The 25,017-nt window shown below is 60.3% G+C and carries 21 protein-coding genes; 16 read left to right on the forward strand and 5 right to left on the reverse strand.

Translation table 11 applies throughout. From position 1 onward, the window contains the following. The first annotated feature begins 4 nt into the window (after positions 1–4). From ACFSR7_RS33475 to ACFSR7_RS33500, 6 genes are all read left to right on the forward strand, one after another. Positions 5–1,006, forward strand: a complete 1,002-nt coding sequence (locus ACFSR7_RS33475) for a hydroxyacid dehydrogenase (protein WP_378168991.1) — start codon at positions 5–7, stop codon at positions 1,004–1,006. A 231-nt stretch (positions 1,007–1,237) separates the two neighbouring features. Next, entirely contained in the window at positions 1,238–1,930 is a 693-nt protein-coding gene (locus ACFSR7_RS33480; protein WP_378168992.1) for a YhcN/YlaJ family sporulation lipoprotein, read from the forward strand. Between the two features lie 201 nt (positions 1,931–2,131). Further along, positions 2,132–2,356, forward strand: coding sequence for a helix-turn-helix domain-containing protein (locus ACFSR7_RS33485; protein WP_378168993.1), 225 nt, complete (start codon positions 2,132–2,134; stop codon positions 2,354–2,356). A 745-nt stretch (positions 2,357–3,101) separates the two neighbouring features. Further along, positions 3,102–4,175 carry a glycosyltransferase family 4 protein gene (locus tag ACFSR7_RS33490; protein WP_378168994.1) on the forward strand — a complete coding sequence of 358 codons (1,074 nt, stop codon included), beginning with the start codon at positions 3,102–3,104 and terminating at the stop codon, positions 4,173–4,175. A 224-nt stretch (positions 4,176–4,399) separates the two neighbouring features. Continuing rightward, positions 4,400–6,202 carry an ABC transporter ATP-binding protein gene (locus ACFSR7_RS33495; protein ID WP_378168995.1) on the forward strand — a complete coding sequence of 601 codons (1,803 nt, stop codon included), beginning with the start codon at positions 4,400–4,402 and terminating at the stop codon, positions 6,200–6,202. Positions 6,203–6,522: 320 nt separating this feature from the next. Beyond that, positions 6,523–7,110: a hypothetical protein gene (locus ACFSR7_RS33500; protein WP_378168996.1), complete on the forward strand. Its 588-nt coding sequence runs from the start codon at positions 6,523–6,525 to the stop codon at positions 7,108–7,110. A 49-nt stretch (positions 7,111–7,159) separates the two neighbouring features. Here ACFSR7_RS33500 and ACFSR7_RS33505 read toward each other — a convergent pair whose 3' ends face one another. After that, positions 7,160–8,509 carry a sensor histidine kinase gene (locus ACFSR7_RS33505; RefSeq protein WP_378168997.1) on the reverse strand — a complete coding sequence of 450 codons (1,350 nt, stop codon included), beginning with the start codon at positions 8,507–8,509 and terminating at the stop codon, positions 7,160–7,162. Between the two features lie 150 nt (positions 8,510–8,659). Between ACFSR7_RS33505 and ACFSR7_RS33510 the strand changes: the two genes are divergently transcribed. After that, positions 8,660–10,006 carry a DRTGG domain-containing protein gene (locus tag ACFSR7_RS33510; RefSeq protein ID WP_378168998.1) on the forward strand — a complete coding sequence of 449 codons (1,347 nt, stop codon included), beginning with the start codon at positions 8,660–8,662 and terminating at the stop codon, positions 10,004–10,006. On the opposite strand, the gene ACFSR7_RS33515 is transcribed toward ACFSR7_RS33510, so the two are convergent. From ACFSR7_RS33515 to ACFSR7_RS33525, 3 genes are all read right to left on the reverse strand, one after another. Continuing rightward, a complete protein-coding gene (locus ACFSR7_RS33515; protein ID WP_378116314.1) occupies positions 9,978–10,292 on the reverse strand; it encodes a YtpI family protein in 315 nt (104 codons plus the stop codon). The genes ACFSR7_RS33510 and ACFSR7_RS33515 overlap by 29 nt on opposite strands. 84 nt (positions 10,293–10,376) lie before the next feature. Further along, positions 10,377–10,877, reverse strand: coding sequence for a sporulation membrane protein YtrI (locus tag ACFSR7_RS33520; protein ID WP_378168999.1), 501 nt, complete (start codon positions 10,875–10,877; stop codon positions 10,377–10,379). 5 nt (positions 10,878–10,882) lie between these two features. Beyond that, a complete protein-coding gene (locus ACFSR7_RS33525; protein ID WP_090109936.1) occupies positions 10,883–11,209 on the reverse strand; it encodes a YtrH family sporulation protein in 327 nt (108 codons plus the stop codon). 100 nt (positions 11,210–11,309) lie between these two features. Here ACFSR7_RS33525 and ACFSR7_RS33530 point away from each other — a divergent pair, with 100 nt between their 5' ends. The 9 genes from ACFSR7_RS33530 (at position 11,310) to ACFSR7_RS33570 (ending at position 23,344) form a co-directional block, all read left to right on the forward strand. Further along, complete coding sequence (locus ACFSR7_RS33530; RefSeq protein ID WP_378169000.1) at positions 11,310–15,044, forward strand: DNA polymerase III subunit alpha; 3,735 nt, start codon at positions 11,310–11,312, stop codon at positions 15,042–15,044. Positions 15,045–15,631: 587 nt separating this feature from the next. After that, the gene (locus ACFSR7_RS33535) at positions 15,632–15,820 is read left to right on the forward strand and encodes a glutamate decarboxylase (RefSeq protein ID WP_282907571.1); all 189 of its coding nucleotides are present in this window, start codon (positions 15,632–15,634) and stop codon (positions 15,818–15,820) included. A 172-nt stretch (positions 15,821–15,992) separates the two neighbouring features. Further along, positions 15,993–16,880, forward strand: a complete 888-nt coding sequence (gene accD, locus ACFSR7_RS33540) for an acetyl-CoA carboxylase, carboxyltransferase subunit beta (protein WP_378169001.1) — start codon at positions 15,993–15,995, stop codon at positions 16,878–16,880. Next, positions 16,870–17,835 carry an acetyl-CoA carboxylase carboxyltransferase subunit alpha gene (locus tag ACFSR7_RS33545; protein WP_378169002.1) on the forward strand — a complete coding sequence of 322 codons (966 nt, stop codon included), beginning with the start codon at positions 16,870–16,872 and terminating at the stop codon, positions 17,833–17,835. The genes accD and ACFSR7_RS33545 overlap by 11 nt, the downstream gene beginning before the upstream one ends. A gap of 158 nt (positions 17,836–17,993) precedes the next feature. Continuing rightward, positions 17,994–19,748, forward strand: a complete 1,755-nt coding sequence (pyk, locus tag ACFSR7_RS33550; protein ID WP_378169003.1) for a pyruvate kinase — start codon at positions 17,994–17,996, stop codon at positions 19,746–19,748. Positions 19,749–19,829: 81 nt separating this feature from the next. Further along, complete coding sequence (locus ACFSR7_RS33555) at positions 19,830–20,294, forward strand: acyl-CoA thioesterase (RefSeq protein WP_378169004.1); 465 nt, start codon at positions 19,830–19,832, stop codon at positions 20,292–20,294. Positions 20,295–20,453: 159 nt separating this feature from the next. Further along, positions 20,454–20,861 (forward strand): FxsA family protein, encoded by a 408-nt coding sequence (locus ACFSR7_RS33560; RefSeq protein ID WP_378169005.1) that lies wholly within the window; start codon positions 20,454–20,456, stop codon positions 20,859–20,861. Positions 20,862–20,974: 113 nt separating this feature from the next. Further along, entirely contained in the window at positions 20,975–23,101 is a 2,127-nt protein-coding gene (gene ppk1, locus ACFSR7_RS33565; protein ID WP_378169006.1) for a polyphosphate kinase 1, read from the forward strand. A gap of 81 nt (positions 23,102–23,182) precedes the next feature. Beyond that, positions 23,183–23,344 (forward strand): mechanosensitive ion channel protein MscL, encoded by a 162-nt coding sequence (locus ACFSR7_RS33570; protein WP_090109908.1) that lies wholly within the window; start codon positions 23,183–23,185, stop codon positions 23,342–23,344. A 66-nt stretch (positions 23,345–23,410) separates the two neighbouring features. On the opposite strand, the gene ACFSR7_RS33575 is transcribed toward ACFSR7_RS33570, so the two are convergent. Further along, positions 23,411–24,946: a Ppx/GppA phosphatase family protein gene (locus tag ACFSR7_RS33575; RefSeq protein WP_378169007.1), complete on the reverse strand. Its 1,536-nt coding sequence runs from the start codon at positions 24,944–24,946 to the stop codon at positions 23,411–23,413. Positions 24,947–25,017 lie beyond the last annotated feature (71 nt).

Genomic DNA, 25,017 nt, shown 5'->3' on the forward strand with positions numbered 1-25,017 from the left:
CGAAATGAAAACATTAGTTACGATTGCGGATCCGGGGTTGCTCGATTTGTTCTGGCGTCCGGAGGTGCGAGATAAGCTGGCGAGCTTCTCGGAGGCCGACTTCGTCGCGACGGGCCAGACGTTCGACGGCGCTGCGCTCGCCGAGCGGATCGGCGATTACGATGCCTGCATCACGTCGTGGGGATCGCCGTTTTTCTCGTCGGACGTGCTTGCGCGCGCCGGCAAGTTGAAGTTCATCGGCCACGGCGCCGGCAGCGTCGCTTCGATCGTCGGCGAGGACGTATTCGACACGCCGATCGTCGTGACCAGCGCTAACACGGTGCTCGGACGCTCGACCGCCGAGCTTGCCGTGTCGCTTATTTTAGCCGGAGCTTGGAATCATGCCGGCTATGCTGCCAGACTGAAGCGGGGACAGTGGAGCAACAACAACCGCGAATCGGTGCTCGGCGTGACCCGCAGAACCGTCGGCATCGTCGGCTACGGCGAGATCTCGAAGCAGGTCATCGCCATGCTGAAGCCGTTCGGCGTCCGGCTGCTCATCCATTCCGGCTACTGCCCGCCACAGGAGGCGGCCGCGCTGGGCGCGGAGCTCGTGGGCTTAAACGAGCTGTTCGAGCGCAGCGATATCGTCTCGCTGCACAATACGTGGACGCCGCGAACCGAAGGCATGATCGGCGCGGAGCAGCTCTCGCGTCTGCGCGACGGGGCCTTGTTCGTCAACACGGCGCGCGGGCCGATCGTGCAGGAGCAAGCGCTTGCGGACGAGCTGCAAAGCGGGCGCATATTCGCGGCGCTCGACGTGTACGCGACGGAGCCGCTGCCGCGGGAACATGCGTGGCTGTCCATGGACAACGTGTTGTGCCTGCCGCATATCGGCGGCTTCCACGGCCTTCTGAAGCGCGACCTGTGCGACTTTATCGTCGACGAGCTGCACAGGTTTACGACGGGCGAGGCGCCGATCGGCACCGTGACCCGCGCGCATTTCCGAAGGCTCACGCCAAGATGAGTCGGAACGCCCATCGCTTCCCCGATGCCCAGGAGGGCATTGGCGGAGGCGATTTTTTTGTGGTCGAAGTTTAATTCCGGCCTTGAATCGGCGGACAGATCGCAACCGCTTGCTGCCTCCTGCGGTCGAAAAAACGCATAGCGCCTTCTCCCGTTGGTCATTCTAAAGATTGGCGCAACACCGTCTGTACCAGCATTTCAACCATATCGAATACAAAGGGGAGTCGGGCTTATGTGGCAAAAAGCAACCGCGGCCGCGCTCGTATTGACGGCGTCGCTGACGATGGCGGGATGCGGGAGCAAGCAAGGCGAGGTCGGCAATTCCAACATCAGATCCCAGAGCATAGGCGACCGGTTCGCCGACGACGGACGCAATGAAATGAACCGCATGCACGGCACGCAGCGCATGAACAACAACGTGGTCGGTCTCCACGGCAACAGCCACCTGGAGATGGACCAGAAGATTGCGGATAAACTGGCCGCAAGGTCCGACGTGCAGTCGGCCTACGTCGTCCGCTCCGACCGCAATGCCTACGTTGCGATCATGTCCGAGGGCCATGGCGATCACGAACTCTCAAGCAAGCTCAAGGGCGAGATCGCCGACGAAGTCAAAACGATCTCGCCGGCTACGGATCACGTATACGTGTCGTCGAATCCCGAGTGGGGCGACCGGATGCAGGGTTACGCGGAGCAAGTGCGGCAGGGGCATCCGATCCAGGGGCTCCTCACGGAGTTCAACGCCGTCGTAAACCGGATCTTCCCGACGGCCGAAGACGGCCACCGGGCTGTCGACAACGGCGGAGCGGCCGGCAATATGGAAGGCTATGGCGTCCACGGCAGCGGTACGATGGGCGGCGTCAACGGCGGCCCTTCATTCAGCACGAACGCCCGTCACCCGCATATGAACAACGTTTCCCACCCGTAGCCATTAACAGACAAGTAAACGCTGAACAGCCTGTCGCAATTGATGCGACAGGCTGTTTGCATTGACTTGAATCGATCTCATTGTTTTTGCGCCCAATTTGCGCACTGACCGCACCAGCCAATGACGCTCCTCATATGATAGATCGACTGTACCCTTCACCCTGCAAGCATCTGAATCCCGGGCAAGGAGGGGTGACATACGTTGAGAAACAGCGACCACAAGAACAAATTCCTTCTTACCAATCGGGAACGCGAAGTGTTCGAGCTATTGGTACAGGACAAGACGACCCGCGACATTGCCCAACAGCTGTTCATTAGCGAGAAGACAGTTCGAAATCACATTTCGAACGTCATGCAAAAGCTGAACGTCAAGGGTCGTTCACAAGCGGTCGTTGAGCTGATTAAGCTCGGGGAATTGAAAATCTGATCCGGAGCGATCCGGACGCGGACCGGCCTTCTTTTCACCGCTTTCAGGCGGAGGAAAAGAAGGTTTTTGGTTTGCCGAGGGCATCGTAATGTATCGCGCTGCGATCAATCGGGAACGCAAAGCGTTCGTACTATTGGTACAGGACAAGACGACCCGCAACATGGCCCAATAGCTGATTATTAGCGAGGAGACTGCTCTGCTCTGCGGGAATACGCTAGTCACCGATGATTAAGTAATTCCGCTGCCTTCTGATATCGCCTTATTCTGTTCTCGTCTTGATCCGATATTTTCTGCAAACGAGACAGATCGCTATTGTCCTCGATGTCAAGCAGTTAACCCGTGTAGCCAGTTCGTTTTCTTTAACCCGCAAGAACATCATGAAGCACTGCGACGATTTTTTCCTCCTCGCATTGGGCCTTTTGCATGACCCTCAACGGATGAAGAATATACGGACTTCCGCCTTTATCGAATTGTCCTCGATGTTTGTCATCAGCCAGTATAATGGCGTCGTTCAATGTTGCATTCATATGTCACCTCTGATCCGTATTTTACTGATAAGTAAAAGCGAATGGGGCCTCTCAATAAAGCTTTCTGCGGGCACTACTTTATCTAATATGGCATTTTATAACCTGAGCAAATGTTTTACCTTATCGAAGCTTCCCCGCACCGGTCCATACAATTCTTTCGCGCCTTGAATACGCTAAGCGAGAGTGGACATTCGCGATCGACGGGGAGGCCGATGCGCTTGAGGCTTCTATTCGCCTATTATTTGCCGAGCGGCGGCATGGAGACGTTAAATCGTTTGCGGGCCGAGTATCTCCGCCGCCATGGCGTCGATTGCCACCTATTGTATTTCTGGAGAGGCGAAGGGCTTGGCAACAACACGACGGGCATTCCTACGATCGTTACGAACGATGATTACGAAATCAAGCATCTGCTGGTGAACGGCGGATTCGACGCGGTATTCGTTTCCACCGACGCGCTGACGTTGGGACGCTTCCGCAGCTTGGGGTTCGTGAAGCCGCTCGTATACGAAACGCAGGGCCTCGGCTCCAAGGAACAGGCACGCGAGACGCTGCTTGGCGCCGCGCCGTTTCTTCGCAGCTACGCGAGCGCCGTCCTGTATCCGCGAACCTCGCATCTGCACGAACTGTTCCAGGGCATGTTCAGCGACCTTGCGCAGTTTTCCTTCGACAACTTGCTCGACGTCGAGCGGTTCGGATACCATCCGGTCCCGATTCATTCGAATCCGATCATCGGCTGGATCGGACGGATCGAGCCGAATAAAAACTGGCGGGCGTATTTGCAAATCGGTGCCGAGCTGATCAGGCGGGGACACGACGTGCATCTGTGGATGTTCGAGGATCCGACGCTGAACCAGCCGGACGAGGAAGCGGCGTTCGCAGATCAACTGAGCGCGCTTGGACTTGCGGATCGCGTCGTTCGCCATTACAACGTCCCGAATCTCGTCATGTCCGATTATTTGTCTATCATCGGCGATTCGGGCGGTTTTCTCGCGTCGACCTCCATCGCGGAGGGTTTCGGCTATGCGGTCGGCGAGGCGATGCTGTGCCGCTGTCCCGTCGTTGCGGCGGACTCGGACGGCGTGAGGGCGTTCATCGAGCACAGCCTGACCGGCTTGCTGTATCCGCAGCACGGCATCGGCATCGCCGCCGACCTGGGCGAAGCACTGCTCCGCGATGCGCCGTTCCGGGAGCAGATGAGAACGATCGGCAGGCACTACGTGACGCAGCGGTTCGCGCCTTCCTTGTACGTCAACAATTTGCTTCTCATGCTGCGGGCGCTCGGCATCGGCTGAGCGCTCTTCTTGTCAATTTTCGAGAGAAATCGCTTCAATTCCGCTTAATCGAATGCAATCGTGAACTTACAAGGGCTTCAAGGCGTATGAGGCGTCCAATTGCTCGCGTAGAGCTTGTTTTTATCGGTTTGTCCAGGTTTACATATCGATCCCAATGCTTGAAAATGAGGAAGTTAATAAATCTGTGAACACGCGTTAACAGCTTGTTCAAAGGAGTGTTCGCGATGAATACCGCCGCCGTCCCGAAGTCGGAGCCGACCTCGTACGGACTGGAGCATCTTTTCGAAAACGAAGCGTTGACGGATCGCCGTCCTTCGAGAATCTTGTATCTACTATATAAAGACCACTGGATCAAGCTGCTATGGTCGGCATTTTATTTCCTGATCAAGCACTCTCCGGTCTACGTGCTCCCGATCATCACCGCGAACTTGATCAACATGGCGACCAAGCCGGACAAATACAGCACAAGCTCGCTTTGGTGGAATATCGGCATTCTGTTCGTCGTTATCGTACAAAACGTACCTACTCAGGTGCTTCATATCAGCTATATGAGCAAGGCGATCCGCTACGTCGAAGCCAGCCTGCGGAGCACGCTCGTCCGCAAGCTGCAGCGGTTGTCGATGTCCGCGCACGGCGAGCTGGCCGCGGGCAGGCTGCAGTCGAAGGTGCTTCGGGACGTCGAAGCGATCGAATTTTTGTCGCGGCAGATGATGCTATCAGTGCTGCCGGCGATCGTCAGCGTCGTCGTCGCGGTCGCCATCACGGCGGGGAAGAGCTGGACGGTCATGCTGTTTTTCCTGCTGACGATTCCGGCGGGCGTTGCGATGGTGACTTTTTTCCGCAAAAAAATACAGCGCACGAACAGCGACTTCCGCAAGCAGATCGAATCGATGTCGGGCCAGGTGTCGGAAATGGTCGGGATGATGCCGGTCACCCGGGCGCACGGCTTGCAGGAGACGGAGATCAACAAGATCGACAACACGCTGAGCAAGCTGCGTTCCAAAGGGTACAGGCTCGACATCGTGGAAGCTTACTTCGGCTCGGCCGCCTGGGTGACGTTCCAGACGTTCCAGGTGCTGTGTCTCGCCTTTACAGTGCTGCTCGCGTTTCGCGGGGAGATCCAGGTCGGCGACATCGTGCTGTACCAGTCGTACTTTGCCATGATTCTCGGCGCGATCACGCAGCTGATCAACATCTATCCGAACATCGCCAAGGGCTTCGAATCGATCTATTCGGTCACGGAGATTTTGCTCTCGCAGGATACGGAGGAGTATCGCGGCCACCGCAAGCTGGAAGAGGTCAAAGGCGACTTCGACTTCAGAAACGTGAACTTCGGCTATCCGGGCTCGGATCGGCACGTGCTGAACGGCTTTGATCTGCAGGTAAAGGCCGGCGAATGCATCGCGCTCGTCGGCGCCTCGGGCGCCGGCAAGTCGACCGTGCTCAACCTGGCGATCGGCTTCAGCAAGCCAACTTTCGGAGAGGTCGCGATTGACGGGGTACCGATGGACGAGCTTGATATGACGTCCTACCGGTCCCGCATCGCGGTCGTCCATCAGAGCACGGTGCTGTTCTCCGGGTCGATCCGCGAGAACATTACGTACGGGCTTCCTTCGGTCAGCGAGGATCGGCTCGAGGAGGTCATCCGGATGACCTACCTGCAGGATGTTATCGCGCAGCTGCCGGAGGGTCTCGACACGGCGGTCGGCGAGCATGGCGGCAAGCTGTCGGGCGGCCAGCGCCAGCGGATCGCTATCGCGCGCGCGCTCGTACGCGATCCGAAGATCATCCTTTTGGACGAAGCGACCTCGGCGCTCGACAACGAATCCGAGTACTACGTCCAGCAGGCGATGCAAAAGCTAATCCAGAACCGCACGACGTTTATCGTGGCGCACCGGTTGTCCACGATCCGCGACGCCGACCGCATCGTCGTCATGAAGCGCGGACAGGTAGCCGAGATCGGCACCTACGACGAGCTGATGGCGAAAGGCGGCGAGTTCTACCAGCTGAAGCAGCTGCAGGCATGATGCGAGCAGATGCTGGTCCGATCAGCAGCGGCCGCAGGACGAAGTCGGGCAAAAGCGTACGAAGAGGCTGACCTATATTAGATTCCTCCCGGCTGTGGCGAGGTTAAATGGAGAGGCTCTGCAGAGAGCCTCTTTTTTCGGTGGATGGCCGCCATCGGCCAAGAGACGCTGCACAGCGCTTCTTTTTGCAGGACGGTGGGCCGTCCTTGCCATTCCGCAGGCGCGTTGCAAACTTATGAATGGGAAGGAATCTGGCGATCGGCGTCGAAAGAGGGGAATAGTACGTTTTTGGAGCGTCAAATGTCGGGGGGGTTGTCGAAATGAGCCGGGAGCGTTTTTCCGCGAACCCGCGGCTGTTGCTGGCCTTGCTGCGCAATCCGTCGGCTGCGCTCGCGCTGCGCGGCGCCGAGGATTTGCCGCTCGGCTTGATCGGAGCAGCGGTGTCCGTCGCGGGATTTTTTGTCTGGGTGCTGGCGGTTCAGAACCGGATCGAGCATGCGATGTCGTTTTTCTCCGTCCTCTTCGTGAGCCGTCTCTTCAGCTCGGGGCTGGCGTTTAAGCTGCTGCTGCTCGGCTTGCTGTCCTTGATTGCGGTGACGGCATCCCTATCCGCCGTAGGGAACCGACTGGGACGGCGCAAGCGTTCCTGGATCGAGATCGTCACGTATCAAGGAAGCTCGCAGCTGATGTTCGGGGCGGGCTACTTCGTCTCGGCGCTGGCGGCGTTCCTGTCGGTCAAGCTGTCGCTGGCGCTGACGGGCGGGCTGCTGCTGCTCAGCCTGCTGACCTTGGTCATTCATGCGCTGGAGCTGCACGAGGTGGATCGCAAGGACAACTTCGCCGCGGTGCTCATGTCCGTCGCAAGCTATGTCGTCTTGTTCTCCATTTGCTGGCTGCTGCTATTCTAAGATACGTGAGCCATGCATGCGCGACCGCATATCGCAAGGATCGAGCCGCTCAGGATAGCTGGGCGGCTTTTTGCGGCAGCCGGACCTGGAACACGGTGCCCCGCTTCTCGTCGGAATGAACCGTCAGCGTGCCGGCATAGTGGGCGACGCGCTCCCGGACGATCGGCAGCCCCAGTCCCCGATTGCCCCCAGGTTTGGTCGAAAAGCCCGGCTCGAACAACCGCGCGCGCGCCGCTTCGCTGATCGGCGGGCCCGGGTTGGAGACGGTCAGCTCGAGATAACCGTCATACAGCCTGAAGCCCGCTCGTACGCGACGCTCGCTTGGCGGCATTTTTACGACCTCGTCAAAGGCATTGTCGATCAGATTGCCCGCGATCTTTACGATGTCGATGACCTTGACAGGCGATTGCGGGTTCCATCGGCCGGCGAATTCGCTGGTAAAGTCGATCCCGAGGCCGAGCGCGACCGCCGTCTTCGCTTTGAGCAGCGCGGCGACGGCAGGGATATCGTGATGGACGATGTCGCCAACCTCATGCGTCTCCTTCACGATATCCGACATAAAGGCTTTCAGCTCGTGGATCTTGCCAAGTTTCAGCATCGTATACATGACCTGAATGTGATTAAGATAGTCGTGACGCTGCCCCCGGATGGACGTGAACATGCCGCTGATCTGTTCGATATAGTGCTCCTGCGTGGACAGCACGGTATCCTTCTGCGTGCGGTCGATCAGACGAACGACATAATAGATGGTCGGCAAGGTCAGCAGTACGGTTGCGTAAAACAGATAATCGAAAACGGCATAATGCGCGTAAGCGCCGGGCGCCACGCGGAACAGCAGCGAGGTGGCGCCGGCGAGCAACTGGAGCAGGAGGCAGACGAGCACGCGGACCAGCCCGTTGCGTCGAATATAGCCGCCTGCGGCGCGCAGGCCGGCGTACCAACGGATGGCCAGCGGACCTACGGCAGCGGCGATCGTCCATTGAACGAGCAGCGCCGGATACAGGCAGACGATGAACTCCCAGAAGTTTTCCGCCGCGGAAAACCCTTCTGCGTCGCTGTAAATCATGCCGTGAAGGTAGAGCACGGTCAGATCGCCCAGCGCGCTGATGACGTAGGAAAGCAGCAGGAGCATCAGCTTTTTTTTGACGCCGATATTTCTGAACAGCATGAAAAGCAGCAGGGTCGTAGCGGCTATGGAATTCAGCATATGGACAGGCGTCGGCAGGACAGGGAACAATAGATCCGTATAGATGGATTGAACCGACGCGAGGGCGAGGACGCGCCGCCAGCGGCCGGCAGGCCGCAGTCCAAGCACCGCAAAGGAGAGCCACAGAAGCGTGAACGATTGCGGAATGGAGATAAGCAGGTCTTGCCGGGCAAACGATGCCAGAGCTTGCATGAATGACGTTCTCCTTTTTAAGCGCGGCTCGACTAGGCTGCATTCGCTATGCTACATTGAGGGCGAGGGCAGTGTATGTTTATACTTTAAATCGTTTTGCTGATTTTGCCCACTGCGTTCGATACGAATCGATAAAGAGAGGCGTCGAAAATGGCGGGCAACGATAATGCCGGAGAAGAGTTAACGAAGCACGAGCAGCTGCTCGAATACATAAGAGACCTGCCGATCGGCACGCGCATTTCCGTGCGGCAGATGGCCAAGGACAGGGAAGTATCGGAGGGAACGGCTTACCGGGCGCTCAAGGAAGCGGGACTGGCAGGGTATGTAAGCACGAAGGAGCGGATCGGGACGGTCCGTGTCGGCCGGAAGCGGCGCAGCCACCCCGAGCAGCTTACGTTCGCCGAGGTGCTGGAGATCGTGCAGGGCAGCTTGCTCGGCGGCGGCGAGGGTCTCGACAAGACGCTGCACAAGCTGGTCATCGGCGCGATGGAGCTGGACGAGATGACAGGCTATATCGACGCGGGAAGCCTGCTCATCGTCGGCAACCGCGAAGGCGCGCACCGCATCGCACTGGCGCACGGGGCGGGCGTGCTCGTCACAGGGGGCTTCGGAACGAGCGAAGACGTGAAGGAGCTGGCGGACGACCGCCAGCTCCCGATTCTGACCTGCAAGCACGATACGTTCACGGTCGCGTCGATGATCAACCGGGCGATGTACGACCGACTCATCAAACGCAAGATCATGATGATCGCGGATCTGGTCGAGCCGACGGCCAAGGTCGGCTCGCTCAAGCAATCCGCGACGGTGGCCGACTTCCTCAAGACGAGTGCGGAGACGGGCTACTCGCGCTTCCCGGTCGTCGACGAGTGGAACCGCGTCGTCGGCATGGTGACGTCCAAGGACGTCGTCGGCCGGCCGGCGGATCAGTCGGTGGACAAGCTCATGACGCGCAGGCCGATGACGGTCACGATGAATACGCCGATCGCGTCGGCTGCACACCGGATGGTGTCAGAGGGCATCGAGCTGCTGCCCGTCGTCGACCGCCAGCGCAAGCTCGCGGGAGCCGTCAGCCGGGCGGAGCTGCTGCGGGCGATGCAGTTCGCCAACCGGCCCGAGCAGCTCGGCGAGACGTTCGACGCGCTCGTTTGGGCGGGCTTCGCCGAGGTGCGCGACACCGAGGGCCGCCAGGCATTCACGGGCCTCGTGACGCCCCAGATGTCGGGGGCGCTCGGCACGCTGTCCGAGGGCGTGCTGACGATGCTCATGCAGCAAGCCGTCGCCAGAACGGCGGCGGAGCTCGGCCGGCACGAGCATATCGTCGAGAATATGACGGTGTATTATCTGAGGACGATCCCGATCGACGCGCAGCTCCTGATCCGGCCGCATCTGATCGAAGCGAGCCGGCGCCATCTCAAGCTGGAGGTCACCGCCGCGCTCGCGGACGGGGAAGTCATGGCCAAGGCGATGATCACTGCGCAGACGATCGACGCTTCATGAAGAAGGCGTGATTGCGCATGCCGGCAAACAGGTTGAAAATACCGAGCACGAGGAATACGGCGCCGACGATGACGCGGAGCGTCGAGCCGCTGTAAATGAACATCTGCAGCAGCGCCAGCGCAATCAGCATGATGCCGAGGCAGATGTTCATGCGGGCGGCCATCAGGCCGCGCTGCGTCGGATCGGCGCTGCGCCGCGAGCGGAAGCTGAAGCTGACGGACAGAACCAGCGAGACGAGGATGGCGATGCCGAAGATCCAGGACATGAGCGCTTCGAGATTGGACAAAAGGGGCAGCTCCTTCAAATTGGCGAATTGTCCCCCATTGTACCATATTCCCTATTCCCTATGCCGAATGAATGGCGCCGACGTTCAACGTCTTAGCAGCGGCGCGGCTTCCGCCCATATCGTCAGCCGTCCGTCGGCCGCCAGCGCCGTGCGGATGTGCACGGTATAATCCTTCTTCTCGATATCCGGGTATACGGCGCCGTCCAGCAGGCTGCGGGCAAGCGCGGCATCGGAGCCGATATCGTAGATTTTCCTTCCCATGAAGCTCCGCTTCAGGCTCGTCATGAGCCGCTCCTTGAGCGCGCTCTCCGTGACGGCGTCGAGGGGCTCCCGGCCGGGCGCCTCGTTTACGTACAAGACGATGCTCGAGATGATCGTTTCGCCGGCTTCCGGCTTTTCCTTTTGCCGCGCCTGCTGCTCGGCCAGCTCCGCCTGCTCCTTGAGCTCGTAATTGTTCAAGACGATCCTGTTCGTCTGATCGAGCACGATCGCGCTGTAAACCGCCGCCCCCACGATCATGCCGCACAGAAAAAAGGCCGCGGCCTGCATCCCTCGCCCGTATTTCGCAAAAATGGGTACTCTCAAACGTCTCACCCCGGATTCCTGCACATCCATTGCACCAGCTCCGTCGCCAGATGGGCGCCGAGAAAAGCGCAGACGATATAGCCGATCTGCTGGACGGCCGGAGACAGGTACCCTTCCATCACATTTGCTTCGATGACGCGGATCGGATCGATCGACCCCCCTACGGCGACGACGACCGCCCAGATCTTGATTCGGCTCGCGATCTCGAGCACCGTCTCGGCCGGCGGACGCCAGAGGAACAGCGCCGCCATGCCTGCCAGCATCGCTCCGCCGAGCACCACGCCGAAGGCGATACAGAAATCGAGCACCGCATGCGCGTATACGCGGTTCATGTCCATCCCCTCCTATGCTTATATGTATGGGACGTGCCCGCGCCGATATGATACAATTCGATTAATGGGAACAAAAACGGGAACACGGGGAGGCATGGCGATGTGCGGATTCGTCCATCTTCATAACCATAGCGAATATAGTCTGCTGGACGGGGCTTCGCGCATCAAGGATATGACGGCGCGGGCGGCGGAGCTCGGCATGAAGGCGCTGGCGCTCACCGACCACGGAGTCATGTACGGAGCAATTCCTTTTTATAAAGCTTGCCGCGAGCGGGGGATCAAGCCGATCATCGGCATGGAAGCGTACGTCGCCGCAGGATCCCGGCTGGAGAAGGCTTCGCGCCGCGACCAGCCGATCTATCATCTGACGCTGCTCGCCAAAAATGCGGCCGGCTACCGCAATCTCATGAAGCTCAGCTCGATCGGCCACCTCGAAGGCTTTCACTACCGCCCGCGCATCGACTTCGAAGCGCTGTCGCGGCATGCCGAGGGGCTCGTCTGCCTGAGTGGATGCATGAGCAGCGAGCTGTCCCAGCATCTGCTTCAGGGACGGGACGCCGAGGCGCGCGATACGGCACTGCGCTACCGGGAGCTGTTCGGCGAGGACTACTTCCTCGAGATCCAGGATCACGGCCTGACCGACCAAAAGCGTATTACGGCAGGCGTGCTCAAGCTGGCGGACGAGCTCGGTATCCCGCTCGCCGCGACCAACGACTCGCATTATTTGAACGAGGAAGATCACGTTCTGCAGGATGTGCTCATCTGCATCGGCACCGGCAAGACGGTGGACGACCAGGACCGGTTCCGGATCGGAACGTCGCAGCTTTACATGAAGACCGGGGAGGAGATGTCCGCCCTGTTCCGCCATCGGCCCGAGGCGGTGGCCAATACGGCGCTCATCGCTGAGCGTTGCGAGCTGGAGATTGATCTCGGTGCGCATATACTGCCGAGGTTCTCGCCGATCCCCGAAGGGATGACGGCGGAGACCTGCCTGGCGGAGCTGTGCCTGGCCGGGCTGCGGGAGCGGTACGGTAGCGGTGAGGCGCCGGTTGGAGCGGACGGCGGGGGCGCCGCTGCGGAGCGCGCCGCCGAGGCCGAGTCGCGGCTGCGGTACGAGCTTGACGTCATCGCGCGGATGGGCTTTAGCGATTATTTCCTGATCGTCTGGGACTTCATTCGCTACGCGCGCGAGCAGGGCATCGCCGTTGGCCCCGGACGCGGCTCGTCCGCCGGCAGCATCGTTGCCTACAGCCTCCGCATCACGGACGTCGATCCGCTTAAACACAAGCTGCTGTTCGAGCGCTTCCTGAATCCGGAGCGCGTGAGCATGCCCGATATCGATATCGACTTCAGCGACGAGCGGCGGGACGAGGTCATCCGCTACGTCGCGGCCAAGTACGGCAGCGGCCACGTCGCGCAGATCATCACGTTCGGCACGCTCGCCGCCCGCGCGGCGGTGCGCGACGTAGGCCGCGTCCTCAACCTGCCGTACGGCGACGTGGATCGGGCCGCCAAGCTCATTCCCGGCGTGCCCGGCATGTCCATCGACCGTGCCGCCAGGGACAACCCCGACTTCCGCGCCCTGACGGAGAAGAGCGGACCGATCGCGGACCTGATCGCGATGGCGCGGCGCGCGGAGGGCATGCCCCGCCACGCGTCGACGCACGCGGCCGGCGTCGTGATCTCCTCCGAGCCGCTCACGGATTACGTTCCCCTGCAGGAGGGGGCGGAGGGCGTGCCGCTGACGCAGTATTCCATGGAGCATCTTGAGGCGGTCGGCTTGCTCAAGATGGATTTTCTCGGCCTGCGCAATTTGTCGATCATCGAACGCGCAATGCAGAGCGTGCTCGAGTCGACGGGCAAGGCGCTGCGCTGGGAGGACATTCCTTACGACGACCCGGCGACGTACGAGCTGCTCGGACGCGGCGATACGACAGGCGTCTTCCAAATGGAGTCCGCCGGCGTTCGGCGGGTGCTGCGAGACATGAAGCCCAAATCGTTCGAGGACATCGTGTCCGTCGTGGCGCTTTACCGGCCTGGCCCGATGGACTTCATCCCGCAGTTCATCAAGACGATGCATGGCGAGATCGCAGCCGAATATCCGCATCCGGATCTCGAGCCGATCCTGCGGGACACGTACGGCATCATCGTCTACCAGGAGCAGATCATGCAGATCGCGTCCCGGATGGCCGGGTTCTCGTTGGGCGAGGCGGACCTGCTCCGACGGGCGGTCGGCAAAAAGAAACGGGAGATTCTCGACGAACAGCGCGCGCACTTCGTGACGGGGAGCCTGGGGCAGGGATATACCGACGAAGAAGCGAACCGGGTCTACGACATGATCCTGCGGTTTGCGGACTACGGCTTCCCGCGTGCTCACGCCGCCGCTTACGGCGTGCTAGCCTTTCAGACGGCGTACCTCAAAGCCCACTATCCGGTCCCGTTCATGGCTTCCATGCTCACCTCGATCATCGGCAACCAGCGCAAAACGGCGGAATACGTCGACGAATGCCGGCGCATGGGCATTCCCGTGCTGCCGCCGGACGTGAACGAGAGCCGGGTGCTGTTCACGCCCGTACGCACGGCTGCTGCGACTGAGCTAGACGCTGCGCGGCATGCAAGCGCCTCGTCCGACGATCCCGCGCGCGCGTTCAATGCAATCCGCTTCGGGCTCGCCGCCGTCAAGAATGTCGGCACCCAGGCGATCGAGAGCATCATGAAGGAGCGGACCGACAGGTCGTTCGAGAGCCTGTCCGATCTGTGCAGGCGCGTCGATCCGCGCGCCTGCAACAAGCGCGTGCTCGAGTCGCTCCTGCTGTGCGGCGCGCTCGACGCGCTGCCCGGCCATCGGGCGCAACTGCTTGCGGCGCTCGACGAATCCGTCGAGGCCGCGGCGATCTGGCGCAAGGAAAAGGAAGAGCTGCAGCTCGAGCTGTTCGATCTCGGCGACGCGCCGAACTGGGAGGTGGACCTGCCGGAGGTCGCTCCGTATACGCAGAGTCAGACGCTGGAGCTCGAGCGGGAACTGCTCGGACTGTATTTGTCCGGACATCCGCTCGATGCATTCGACGGGCTGTGGGAGGAAGCGGGCTTGGACCGGCTCGCCGATCTGGCTGAGGCCGAGGACGGTTCGCAGATCGTTACGGCAGGCATGGTCGTCTCGCTCAAGCCGATCGTGGCCAAGAGCGGTCAGGCGATGGCCTTCCTGGAGCTGGAGGACCGGATCATGGGTGCGGAGCTCGTCGTGTTCCCGTCCGTCTGGAAGTCGGCGTCCGCCTTCGCGGGAAAAGGCGCCCTCCTGCTGGTGCGGGCCAAGCTCCAGCAGGGCGACGAGGACTTCAAGCTGCTGGCGGACGAGATCGTACCGCTGGCGGCGGACACGCTGAAGCGCGAGGCGGCCCGCATGCGCAGAGGCGGCTCCGGCGGCTATCGCGGCGGCAGGCTAGGCCCAGGCGCTGACGTCGGTCGCCGCCCGGAGCGGGCCGAAGCCAAGCCTGCCGCCGCGGAGGGCATGCGCCGGTCGACGTCCGTCGTCAAGCCGGCGTCGCCCCCGGACAAGGCACGAGCCGGCGGAGCGGGTCGATCGGATAGCGGTGAAGCGGTAGCTGCAGCTCAGCGCTTCTACGTCCGGATCGACGCCGGACACGAGGCGCCGTCCGTGCTCAAGGATCTGCAGGCACTGCTCGCCAAGCACAAGGGGCCGCTGCAGACCGTACTGTTCTACGAACGAGAGCGCAAATCGCTGGCGCTGAACGATTCTTACCGCGTCCTTCCGTCGGTCGCACTGACGGCCGCCGTCGAGCGCCTGCTCGGCGCGGGAGCGGCGAAGGTCAAATAATTAGTGTGTTGCCGATGTTCCGCGGCATGCTTTGCTAATAATGTGAGCCTGGGAGCGCCGTTGCACGGAAAAACCGTGTAACTCTCGCAGAAACCGCACCTGGGAGCGGAGTTACACGGAAAACCCGCATGATTCTGTGCCGATAAGCGCAAAACGGCGTTAACGCCAGCTTTGATGTGTCATTATTTTTGCAAACATTGGACTAATTCGTTTGCTTCAGAGTCCTGTCGTGCGTTTTTACTCAATCCTACGGCGTCGCATCGCCTCCAGGGTCTCACGGCACCGCGCCCGGAGTCTCACGATCGCAAGGCGCGGCACCAGTCTTGCGACGTCTTCGGCGCACGCGACGCCCGCGCGCGAAATAAATTCGGCGCCGCGAACGCGCGAATTCGCGGCCTCCCGGATATGCGCCAAAGCCGCGCCGCAAGCGGAGATGGCCGCCGTTTTCATCCGCCGGCGCGCATCGCTTTGCCCAGCGCTGCGCCCCGCCGGCCCCGTCACCAAGGCGTGTCACGGTTGCTAGTCCCGATCTTTGTATGCTATCATTTCCTTATTGTAGAATCGATCACCTATGGAGGTACCGCGTCATGTGGACGGTCATTTATATCGCGCCGACCGCCAAGATTGCGGAGCGGATTCAGAGTCGTCTGGAGGGCGAGGGGTTTCTCGTCCGGGTCCGGTCGATTAACCTGGTCAAGCCGCAATACGAGATATTGGTGCCCTCCGGTGAAGTGCAAGAAGTTCAAGAAGTGCTCGGCAGTATATTGCATATGTGACTCATGCGGCAGATTGCCGTCCTTCGCGGGTCGGATCGTCCTATGCATGTCGCGCCTGATAGCTGCGGATTTCGTCCGCGCGGGCCGCGTTTTCTCCGTACGGGGCATACCCGTGCGGAGCACCGCCCGCCGCCGGCGGGACCGCCATTTTTGCGCCTTGTGAGGTGTCGCTGTGTTTAAGGATTTATTCCAGAAGAAGAAATATGCTACCGTTCCTTCCGTCTCCCAGGCCCCTGCGGCCGGCGAGCGGCCCAAGCGCGAGATTCCCGAAGGTCTGATGAATCGCTGCCCCAAGTGCGGCAACATTCAGTTCAGCAAGGAATGGGAGAAGAACCTCAAGGTGTGCTCCACCTGCGGTCATCATTCGCGTCTCAACGCCCTGGAGCGCATTGCGATGACGCTCGACGACGGGCGTTTTTTTGAGATCGATGCGGACCTGACCTCTGAGGATCCGCTTGAATTCCCCGGCTATAAGGCCAAGCTGGAGCAGCAGAAGGCGAGCTCCGGTCTTAAGGACGCGGTCGTCACCGGCGAAGGCGAGCTCGGAGGCATCAAGGTCGTCGTCGGCGTCATGAGCTTCGACTTTTTCAGCGGCAGCATGGGCTCCGTCGTCGGGGAAAAAGTGACGCGCGCCATCGAGCTTGCCGCCGCGAAGAAGCTGCCGCTGCTGCTCTTCTCGACGTCGGGCGGCGCCCGGATGCAGGAGAGCATCCTGAGCCTGATGCAGATGGCTAAGACAAGCGCCGCGCTCGCGAAGTTCCAGGAAGAAGGCGGATTGTTTATCTCCGTGTTCACCGATCCGACGCTCGGCGGCGTATCCGCCAGCTTCGCAAGCCTCGGCGATTATATTTTGGCCGAACCGGGCGCGATCGTCGGCTTCGCAGGACGCATCGTCATTGAGCAGACGATCCGGCAGAAGCTGCCCGACAACTTCCAGACGGCCGAGTTCAATCTCAAACACGGCCAGCTGGACAAGGTCGTGCACCGCAAGGACATGAAGGCGTTCTTGACGAATCTGCTCGAGATGCATGTCGCAGGAGGTGCTTCAGATGGACAATAAGCTCCCCTTCGAAGGCCCGTTGTCCGAGCAGCGCCGCAAGATCGACCATCTCAAAAAAGTCGGCGTCGAGCAAAGCATCGACTTCAGCGAGGAGATCGCCCGGCTCGAAGAAGCTTACAAGAAGCTCGAAGACGAGATATACAGCAATTTGTCCGGCGCCCAGATCATGCATCTGGCCCGCGTGCATTCGAGGCCGACGACGCTCGATTACATCAATGAGATTTTCGAGGATTTCATCGAACTGCACGGCGACCGGCTGTATGGGGACGATCTGGCGATCGTCGGCGGCATCGCCAGGCTTAACGGCGTGCCCGTCACGGTAGTCGGCCACCAGCGGGGTAAAGATACGAAGGACAACATTCAGCGGTTTTTCGGCAGTCCGCATCCGGAGGGCTTCCGCAAGGCGCTTCGCTTCATGCAGCAGGCGAACAAGTTCGGGCGGCCGATCATCACCTTCATCGACACCAAGGGCGCCTATCCCGGCGATTCCGCAGAGGCGAGAGGGCAGTCCGATGCGATCGCCCGCAACCTCAAGGAAATGGCGCTGCTCCGGGTTCCCGTGATCTGCGTCGTGATCGGCGAGGGCGGGAGCGGCGGCGCGCTGGCGCTCGGCGTCGGCAATCGCGTCCTGATGCTGGAGAATTCCATATACTCCGTCATCTCGCCGAACGGCGCGGCCTCGATCCTTTGGAAGGACGCCTCCAAAGCCGACCAGGCGGCGGAGGCGATGAAGATCACAGCCAAGGATCTGCTCGAGTTCGGCATCATCGAGGAGATCGTTCCCGAGCCCAAAGGCGGCGCGCATCTGGATCCCGTACAGACGGCCTCGGCCGTCAAGACGGCGATCTGGCGTCACCTGGAGGAGCTGTCCGGCCTGTCGCCGGCGGCGCTCGTCGAGGACCGATATCGCAAGTTCCGCAGTGTGGGCAAGTTCGCCGCGCCGGAGCTGGTATGAGCATGACCGTGCGCCCTTCCGATCCTCGGACGGGCGTTCGGTATGAGTTTTAACATCGGCATTACCGTTCCGGCGTCTGAATCTGCGTCGGGGCGGGTACAATCGGTGGTATACGGTATGATCCGTCTGCTTGACATCCAATGGAGGTAACATTAATCATGCGCAAAACGAAAATCGTCTGTACGATCGGTCCATCCAGCGAATCGCTCGAAAACACGAAAAAACTGATCAACGCAGGCATGAATGTGGCTCGCTTGAACTTCTCCCACGGCGACTACGAGGAGCACGGCAATCGGATCAAAAATATCCGCCAAGCCTGCGAGGAACTCGGCAAGACCGTCGCGATCCTGCTCGACACCAAGGGCCCCGAGATTCGCCTCGGCAAGCTGAAGGAAGAGCCGATCGAGCTGGTGGCGGGCGAGCACATCACGCTGACGACCGAAGAGATTCTCGGCGACCGCGACCGTATCCCGGTTACCTACAAGGATCTGCCGGGCGACGTGCACGTCGGCTCGACGATCCTCATCGACGACGGCCTGATCGGCCTGACGGTGACCAAGATCGAAGGCACCGAGATCGCATGCCAGATCGTCAACAGCGGCCCGATCAAGAGCAAGAAGGGCGTCAACGTGCCGGGCGTCGCGATTTCCATGCCGGGCATCACCGAGAAGGATGCCAACGACATCCGCTTCGGCATCGAACAAGGCGTAGACTTCATTGCCGCTTCGTTCGTCCGACGCGCGAGCGACGTGCTCGAGATCCGCGAACTGCTGGAAAAGCATGACGCGCGTTACATCCAGATCATCTCCAAGATCGAGAACCAGCAGGGTGTGGACAACCTCGACGAGATTCTCGAAGTATCCGACGGCCTGATGGTCGCGCGCGGCGACCTCGGCGTCGAGATTCCGGCCGAAGAAGTGCCGCTCGTCCAAAAGCAAATGATCGAGAAGTGCAACCGCGTGGGCAAGCCGGTCATTACGGCGACCCAGATGCTCGACTCGATGCAGCGCAATCCGCGTCCGACGCGCGCCGAAGCGTCCGACGTCGCCAACGCCATTTTCGACGGCACTGACGCCATCATGCTCTCCGGCGAGACGGCCGCGGGCAAGTACCCGGTCGAGTCGGTTCAGACGATGTCCCGCATCGCCGAGCGTGCCGAGTCCGCGCTCCGCTATCGAGAGATCTTCACCAAGCAGGCCGAAGCCCAGCAGACGACCGTCACCGAAGCGATCAGCCAAGCGGTCGCCAACTCGTCGCTCGACCTGAACGCCAAGGCGATCGTCACGTCCACGGAGAGCGGCTATACGGCACGGATGGTGTCCAAGTACCGTCCGAAGTCCCCGATCATCGCCGTAACGCCGGTCGAGCAAGTTCGCCGCCGTCTGCAGCTCGTCTGGGGCGTCATCACGGTGGACGGCAAGTCCGCCGCTACGATCGACGAGATGGTCGACATCGCCGTACAAGGCGCGATCCACTCCGGCATCGTGCGCCTGGGAGACACCGTCATCATCACCGCGGGCGTACCGGTCGGCCGCTCGGGCACGACGAACCTGATCAAGATCCACAACATCGGCGAACTCATTGCCAAGGGCCAAGGTATCGGATCGCAGAGCGCGACCGGCCGCGTAGTCGTCGCGACTTCGCCGGACGAAGCCATCAGCAAGATGACCGAGGGCGCGATCCTTGTCACCCCGGCGACGGACAGAGAGTACATGCCGGCGATTCAGCAAGCGGCAGCCGTCATTACCGAGACGGGCGGCATCACGTCGCATACGGCGGTCGTCGGTCTGAACCTCGGCATTCCGGTCATCATCGGTGTCGAGAACGCGACGCAGCTGCTGCACGACGGCATGGAGATCACGCTTTACGCGGAGCACGGCGTCATCTACACCGGACAAGCCAAGGTACTGTAATAAATCAACTAACGGGACGACAGACGGAGCAAGCTCCGCTTGCGTCCCGTTTCTTTTGAGCGAACGAGGGAGGATTAAGCAATGGCAAGCGCATGGCTCCTGCACCCGCTAAGAGTGAGGTATCAGGAATGCGACCAGATGGGGGTCGTCTATCACGCCAATTACGTGAACTGGTTCGAGATCGGGCGTACCGAATGGGTGAGGCGAATCGGCTGCGACTACCGGGAGATCGAGACGAGGGGGCTGCTGCTGCCGCTCGTCAAGCTCGACGTCAACTTCGTGCAGCCGGCCCGTTACGACGATTGGATCACGGTCTGCACGCGAGTCGCCGACAAGACGGCGCTGCGCATCGAGTTTGAATCGCGAATTATGAAGGGCGACCTGACCGCGAGCGTCGGACGCGTGGCCAAGGACGATCCTGCGGGAGAATTGCTCGTATCGGGCGGCACCAAGCACGTGTGGGTGAACAAGGAATGGAAGCCGGTGCGGCTCGATCGGGAATTGCCGGAGGTTTGGGCCGCATTCAAGTCATTGGCAGAGGCGTAACGAGCCTTCGTTTTCGACAAAATAAGTCCCGACTTCGAACGCAAAATTGCCGCTCTTGCGCACTTTCTAACGTTATCCCCTTCGTTCAGGGACCAAGCTTCCGCTGCAACGCCGATTCGTGCGCTGCCGTATAAGAGAAGACGGAGAGGAGAGTTTGCCATGTTAAAACGCTTGATGTGGATCGTTTTCGTCGTCGTCCTGCTCGAGGCGTGCGGTATTTATATGATGCAGCGGTGGATCGGCGGTTGGCCGACCTTCCTGCTGCTGCTCGCCGGCGCCGTCGCCGGCGCGCTGCTGATGCAATCCGAGGGCCGCAAAGTATGGGTCGAAGCGCGCCTCCAGTTATCTTCCGGCCAAATGCCGGGGCATGCGATCCTCGACGGCATCTGCGTGCTCACGGGCGGACTGCTGCTGATCGTCCCGGGATTTCTGTCAGACCTCGTCGGGCTCGCGATGCTGCTCCCGTGGACGCGCTCGTTGTTCAGGATGGGTCTTTACGGCTGGCTCGCAGGAAAAGTGCAGTCGGGGGCGTTTCGGATTTCAGGCGGCGGGTTTCGCAGATTCTGACGAAAAGGATCATAACCGCTCGATTTTACATTCCCTTCACGTTTGTTTGACGCTGCGATAACATCCCACTAACATAATGGTCATAAGACTGTAGCTTCAAATATTGCAGCGCAATGGTTCGAATTGAAAAGGGGAGAGCGACAAGCATGCACGGATCCCAAAAATACATTAACCGTGATCTCAGCTGGACTGAATTCAACCGGCGCGTTTTAGAGGAAGCCGAAGACCCGGGCACCCCGCTGCTCGAGAGATTTCAATTTCTATCGATCGTGTCGAGCAATCTTGACGAATTTATGAGCGTACGCGTAGCCGGACTGCGAGAGCAGCTCAAGGCCGGGTTCAACAAGCCGGACTTTACCGGATATACCCAGGGCGGCTTGCTCAAGCGGCTGTCCAAGCGGGTCGGACGCATGGTGAGGCTCCAGTACAAAACGTACAGAGAGCTGCTGCGCCTGCTTTCCAAAGAAAATATTGCGCTGGCTTCCTGGGAAGATTTGAACGAGGAGCAGCAACAGGCGATGACGGTCTATTTTCAGGAGATCGTCTTTCCGGTATTGACGCCGATGGCGGTCGACACGAGCCGCCCGTTTCCGCTGCTGCACAACAAAGAGCTGTACCTGGCGGTCGTGCTGAGACCCGAGGAGATGGTAGGATCGGACCAGGAAAACGGGATTTATTTTGCCATCGTGCAGGTGCCGTCCATTCTTACAAGAACGGTAGAGGTCACCAAGCGCAAAGGAAGCCGGAAAAACGCTTATTTGCTCCTTGAAGAGCTCATCCGGGTACAGATCGGACAGTTGTTCAGCGGTTACGTGACCGAGTCCGTGCACGCGTTTCGCGTGACGCGCAATGCCGACCTGGCGCTTAACGAGGAAGGCGCGGAGGATCTGCTCAAGGAAATGGAAAAGGAGCTGCGCCGTAGGCGGAGAGGCTTCCCGATAAGGCTCGAGATTGAGAAGGGGATGTCGATTCAGGCCAGGGAGCTGCTCATGGAGGAGCTCGAGGTCGGCGAAGAGGAACTCTTCGAGATCGACGGACCGCTCGACCTGACGTTCCTCTCGAAGTTTACGGGCTCGCTTCCGAATATGGAGCAGCTGCGATATCCGCCGATCGAACCCGTCTATCCGGCAGCCTTCGACGTAGCGGACGATATTCTCTCCGTGCTGCGCGAACGCGGGGATGCGCTCGTCTATCATCCTTACGAATCTTTTGAAGTCGTCAACGACTTTATCAGCGAAGCCGCGGAGGATCCGGACGTGCTCGCGATCAAGATCACGCTCTACCGGGTCAGCGTCAACTCGGTACTCGTCCAGGCGCTTGCGAGGGCCGCAGAATCGGGCAAACAGGTGACGGTTGTCGTCGAGATCAAAGCACGGTTCGACGAAGCGCGCAACATTGCATGGGCCAAGCAGTTAGAACGCGCGGGCTGCCACGTCGTCTACGGCCTGGTCGGCCTGAAAACGCATGCCAAGATCACGCTCGTCGTGCGTCGCGAAGCCGGGTCGCTGCGCCGGTACGTGCATGTGGGAACGGGCAACTACAATGAAAATACGGCCAAGCTGTACACGGATGCCGGACTGTTCACCTGTCACCCGTGGATCGGCGCGGACGCTTCCGCGCTCTTTAATGAAATGACGGGTTATTCTACGCCGCACGATTGGCGCGCGTTCGCGGTGGCGCCTGCGGGTCTTCGGCCTCGGCTGTACGAGCTGATCGATCGCGAGATCGAGAGCGCCAAGCAGGGCAAGCCCGCGCGTATCGTCGCGAAAATTAATTCCTTGTCCAGCCAGCCTATGGTGGACAAGCTGTACGAAGCGTCGCAAGCCGGCGTCAAGGTGGATCTGATCGTGCGCGGCGTATGCTGTCTACGTCCGGGCGTGCCGGGCTTAAGCGACAACGTGCGCGTCGTCAGCATCGTGGATCGTTTCCTCGAGCATTCCCGTATCCTGTACGTATCTGCGGACGGGGAGGACGAAGTGTTCATCTCGAGCGCGGACTGGATGAGCCGCAACCTGAGCCGGCGCGTCGAGCTGCTGTGCCCGGTATACGACCGCGGCCTCCGGCTTGCGCTTCGGAACATGCTGGAGCTGAACTTGCAGGATAACGTCAAGGCCAGGGAGCTTCTGCCTTCCGGCGGCTATGTTCGCGTCCAGAACGACCAGCCGCCGCTGCGCAGCCAGTTCGCTTCCAGCGATATTCCAATTTGGAAGACCATTGCCGACGCCAAAGATTTCACATGAATAACTAATTCGCCTAATCTGCCATTTACATTCCCGGCATAAGATAAGATTGCGGGATGGAAATGGAGAGGAGGGACGAGGATGATCGAGTTCGATGTCATCGTCGGCGGCGAAGTCAAGGAGACGCTTAGGCCGAACACGTCGAGGCTGAAGGAAGTTTACGACTACATTAACGAGCAGATGAAGCTGATGCGTGGCAAATACGGCTACGAAGTCAGAGTGATGCGCAGAATTTTATATTAAAAAAAAGGAAGCCCATAGGCGTCCTTTTTTTTATGAAGAGATATAAAGCGATAATTCGCATGATGGCTAGACGAGGCGAAGCGATGGCGTCAGTCCCCAGCATTTCTTGAAGTCTTTGCCAAGCGCCAGAACCTCGGTCGTCTCGACGGGCAGCGCATGGCTGGCTGCGGCATCCAGCAGCAGTCGGCCGCCGACGCCGCCGGTGACATGCAGCGACGTAATGGCTTGGGACTCGCTGCGGTCCAGCGCGGCTGCGAGCTGCAGCAGCATGCCAAGCTTGGCGCAGAGCTCTTCGTCGCCGGGGCGGACGAGCGCCCGGTAGGCGGTCAAGCTGCGCTTCAGCGCATTGGCGTTTCGATAGGAGGCGATTGCCGCGACGAGCAGCTTTTCGCGGTGGGACATGCCGTTCCAGTGCGCATGCATGAGAATGTAGAACGTATGCTGCGCGCAATCGTTGTAATCGAGCACGGCCCCGATTCGGAAGAGCCGGGAAGCTGCGCTCAGCAGGCGGCGCCATTCGGCAGGCATCTCGATGCCAGGCGCGAGCTGGTCGTACAGGGCGAGCGAGAGCCGGTTCACCTGATCCAGATGGCTAAGGGGAGCTCCGGGGTACAGGGCGCATAGATTGCGGATGCTTTCTTCCGCGACGGCGTCCTCGCCCTCCATCTGAAGTTCCGGCAAGCAGGTATCGTAGAACAAGCCGTCGCGAAGGCCTGCGCCGCACACGACGATGCCGGAAGAACGGCACGAGCGGAGTACGGCTTGAAGGATAATGAGTCCGGGCACGATGACATCCGCGCGGTCCTTCGACAAGCCGGGGAGCTTCCGGCGCTTTTCCACCGTCAACGGTGCGAGCAGCTCGATGGAGGAAGCCAGTTGATCCGACTGAATCTCGTACCCGTGCAGGTTGGCGAAGGGATATTCGTCCAGGCGCTGGCGCAGCTTGCCGAGCGCGCGGACCGTGCCGCCCAGCCCGATGATCGGGAGTCCGGGATGCTGGGAGATCCACGCTTGCACGCCGAGCTTGTCCAAGATGTCCGCCTCCATTGCATCCAGCGTCGACTTGGCGACGGGCGCTTCGCCCAGACCGAAGCGGGTTGACGTATTGACGCAGCCGATGGGAAACGAGACGGAAGAAACGATCTGCCTGTTCCGAAGCAGGGTGATCTCCGTGCTGCCGCCGCCGATGTCGACGACGAAGCCGTCTTCCACGTTCATCGTGCGCAGCATGGCGAGACTGCCAAGCCGGGCTTCTTCTTCGCCGGGCAGCAGCTCGATGACAAGGCCGGTCTCCTCGAACAGCGCGGACAGTACCTGGTCCCGGTTCGAAGCCTGGCGCACCGCGGCCGTAGCCACCGTACGGATACGCTCGGCGCCGTGAATGCGGCAGATGCGTTTGTAATGGCGCAGCACCTCACCGAGCTCGGACACGGCTTCGGCAGGCAGCCTGCCGTCCGCCGTCAAGCGCTGGCTGAGCCTGGCCGGCCAGCGGCCTTGATCGATGACGCGGTAGGCGCCCTCTTCCGTCACGCGATAGACTGACAGACGAACCGTATTGGAACCGATATCGATCATAGCCGTCGTTTGGGCTGTAAATGACATAGAATCCTCCTCCGGCAGCGTTCGCGCTGAAGCGAGCGTCCGCCCTTTACGCTATATCGCTCTATTCTAAC

The sequence above is a fragment of the Cohnella sp. GCM10020058 genome (assembly GCF_042683485.1).
Taxonomy (GTDB): Bacteria; Bacillota; Bacilli; order Paenibacillales; family Paenibacillaceae; genus Cohnella.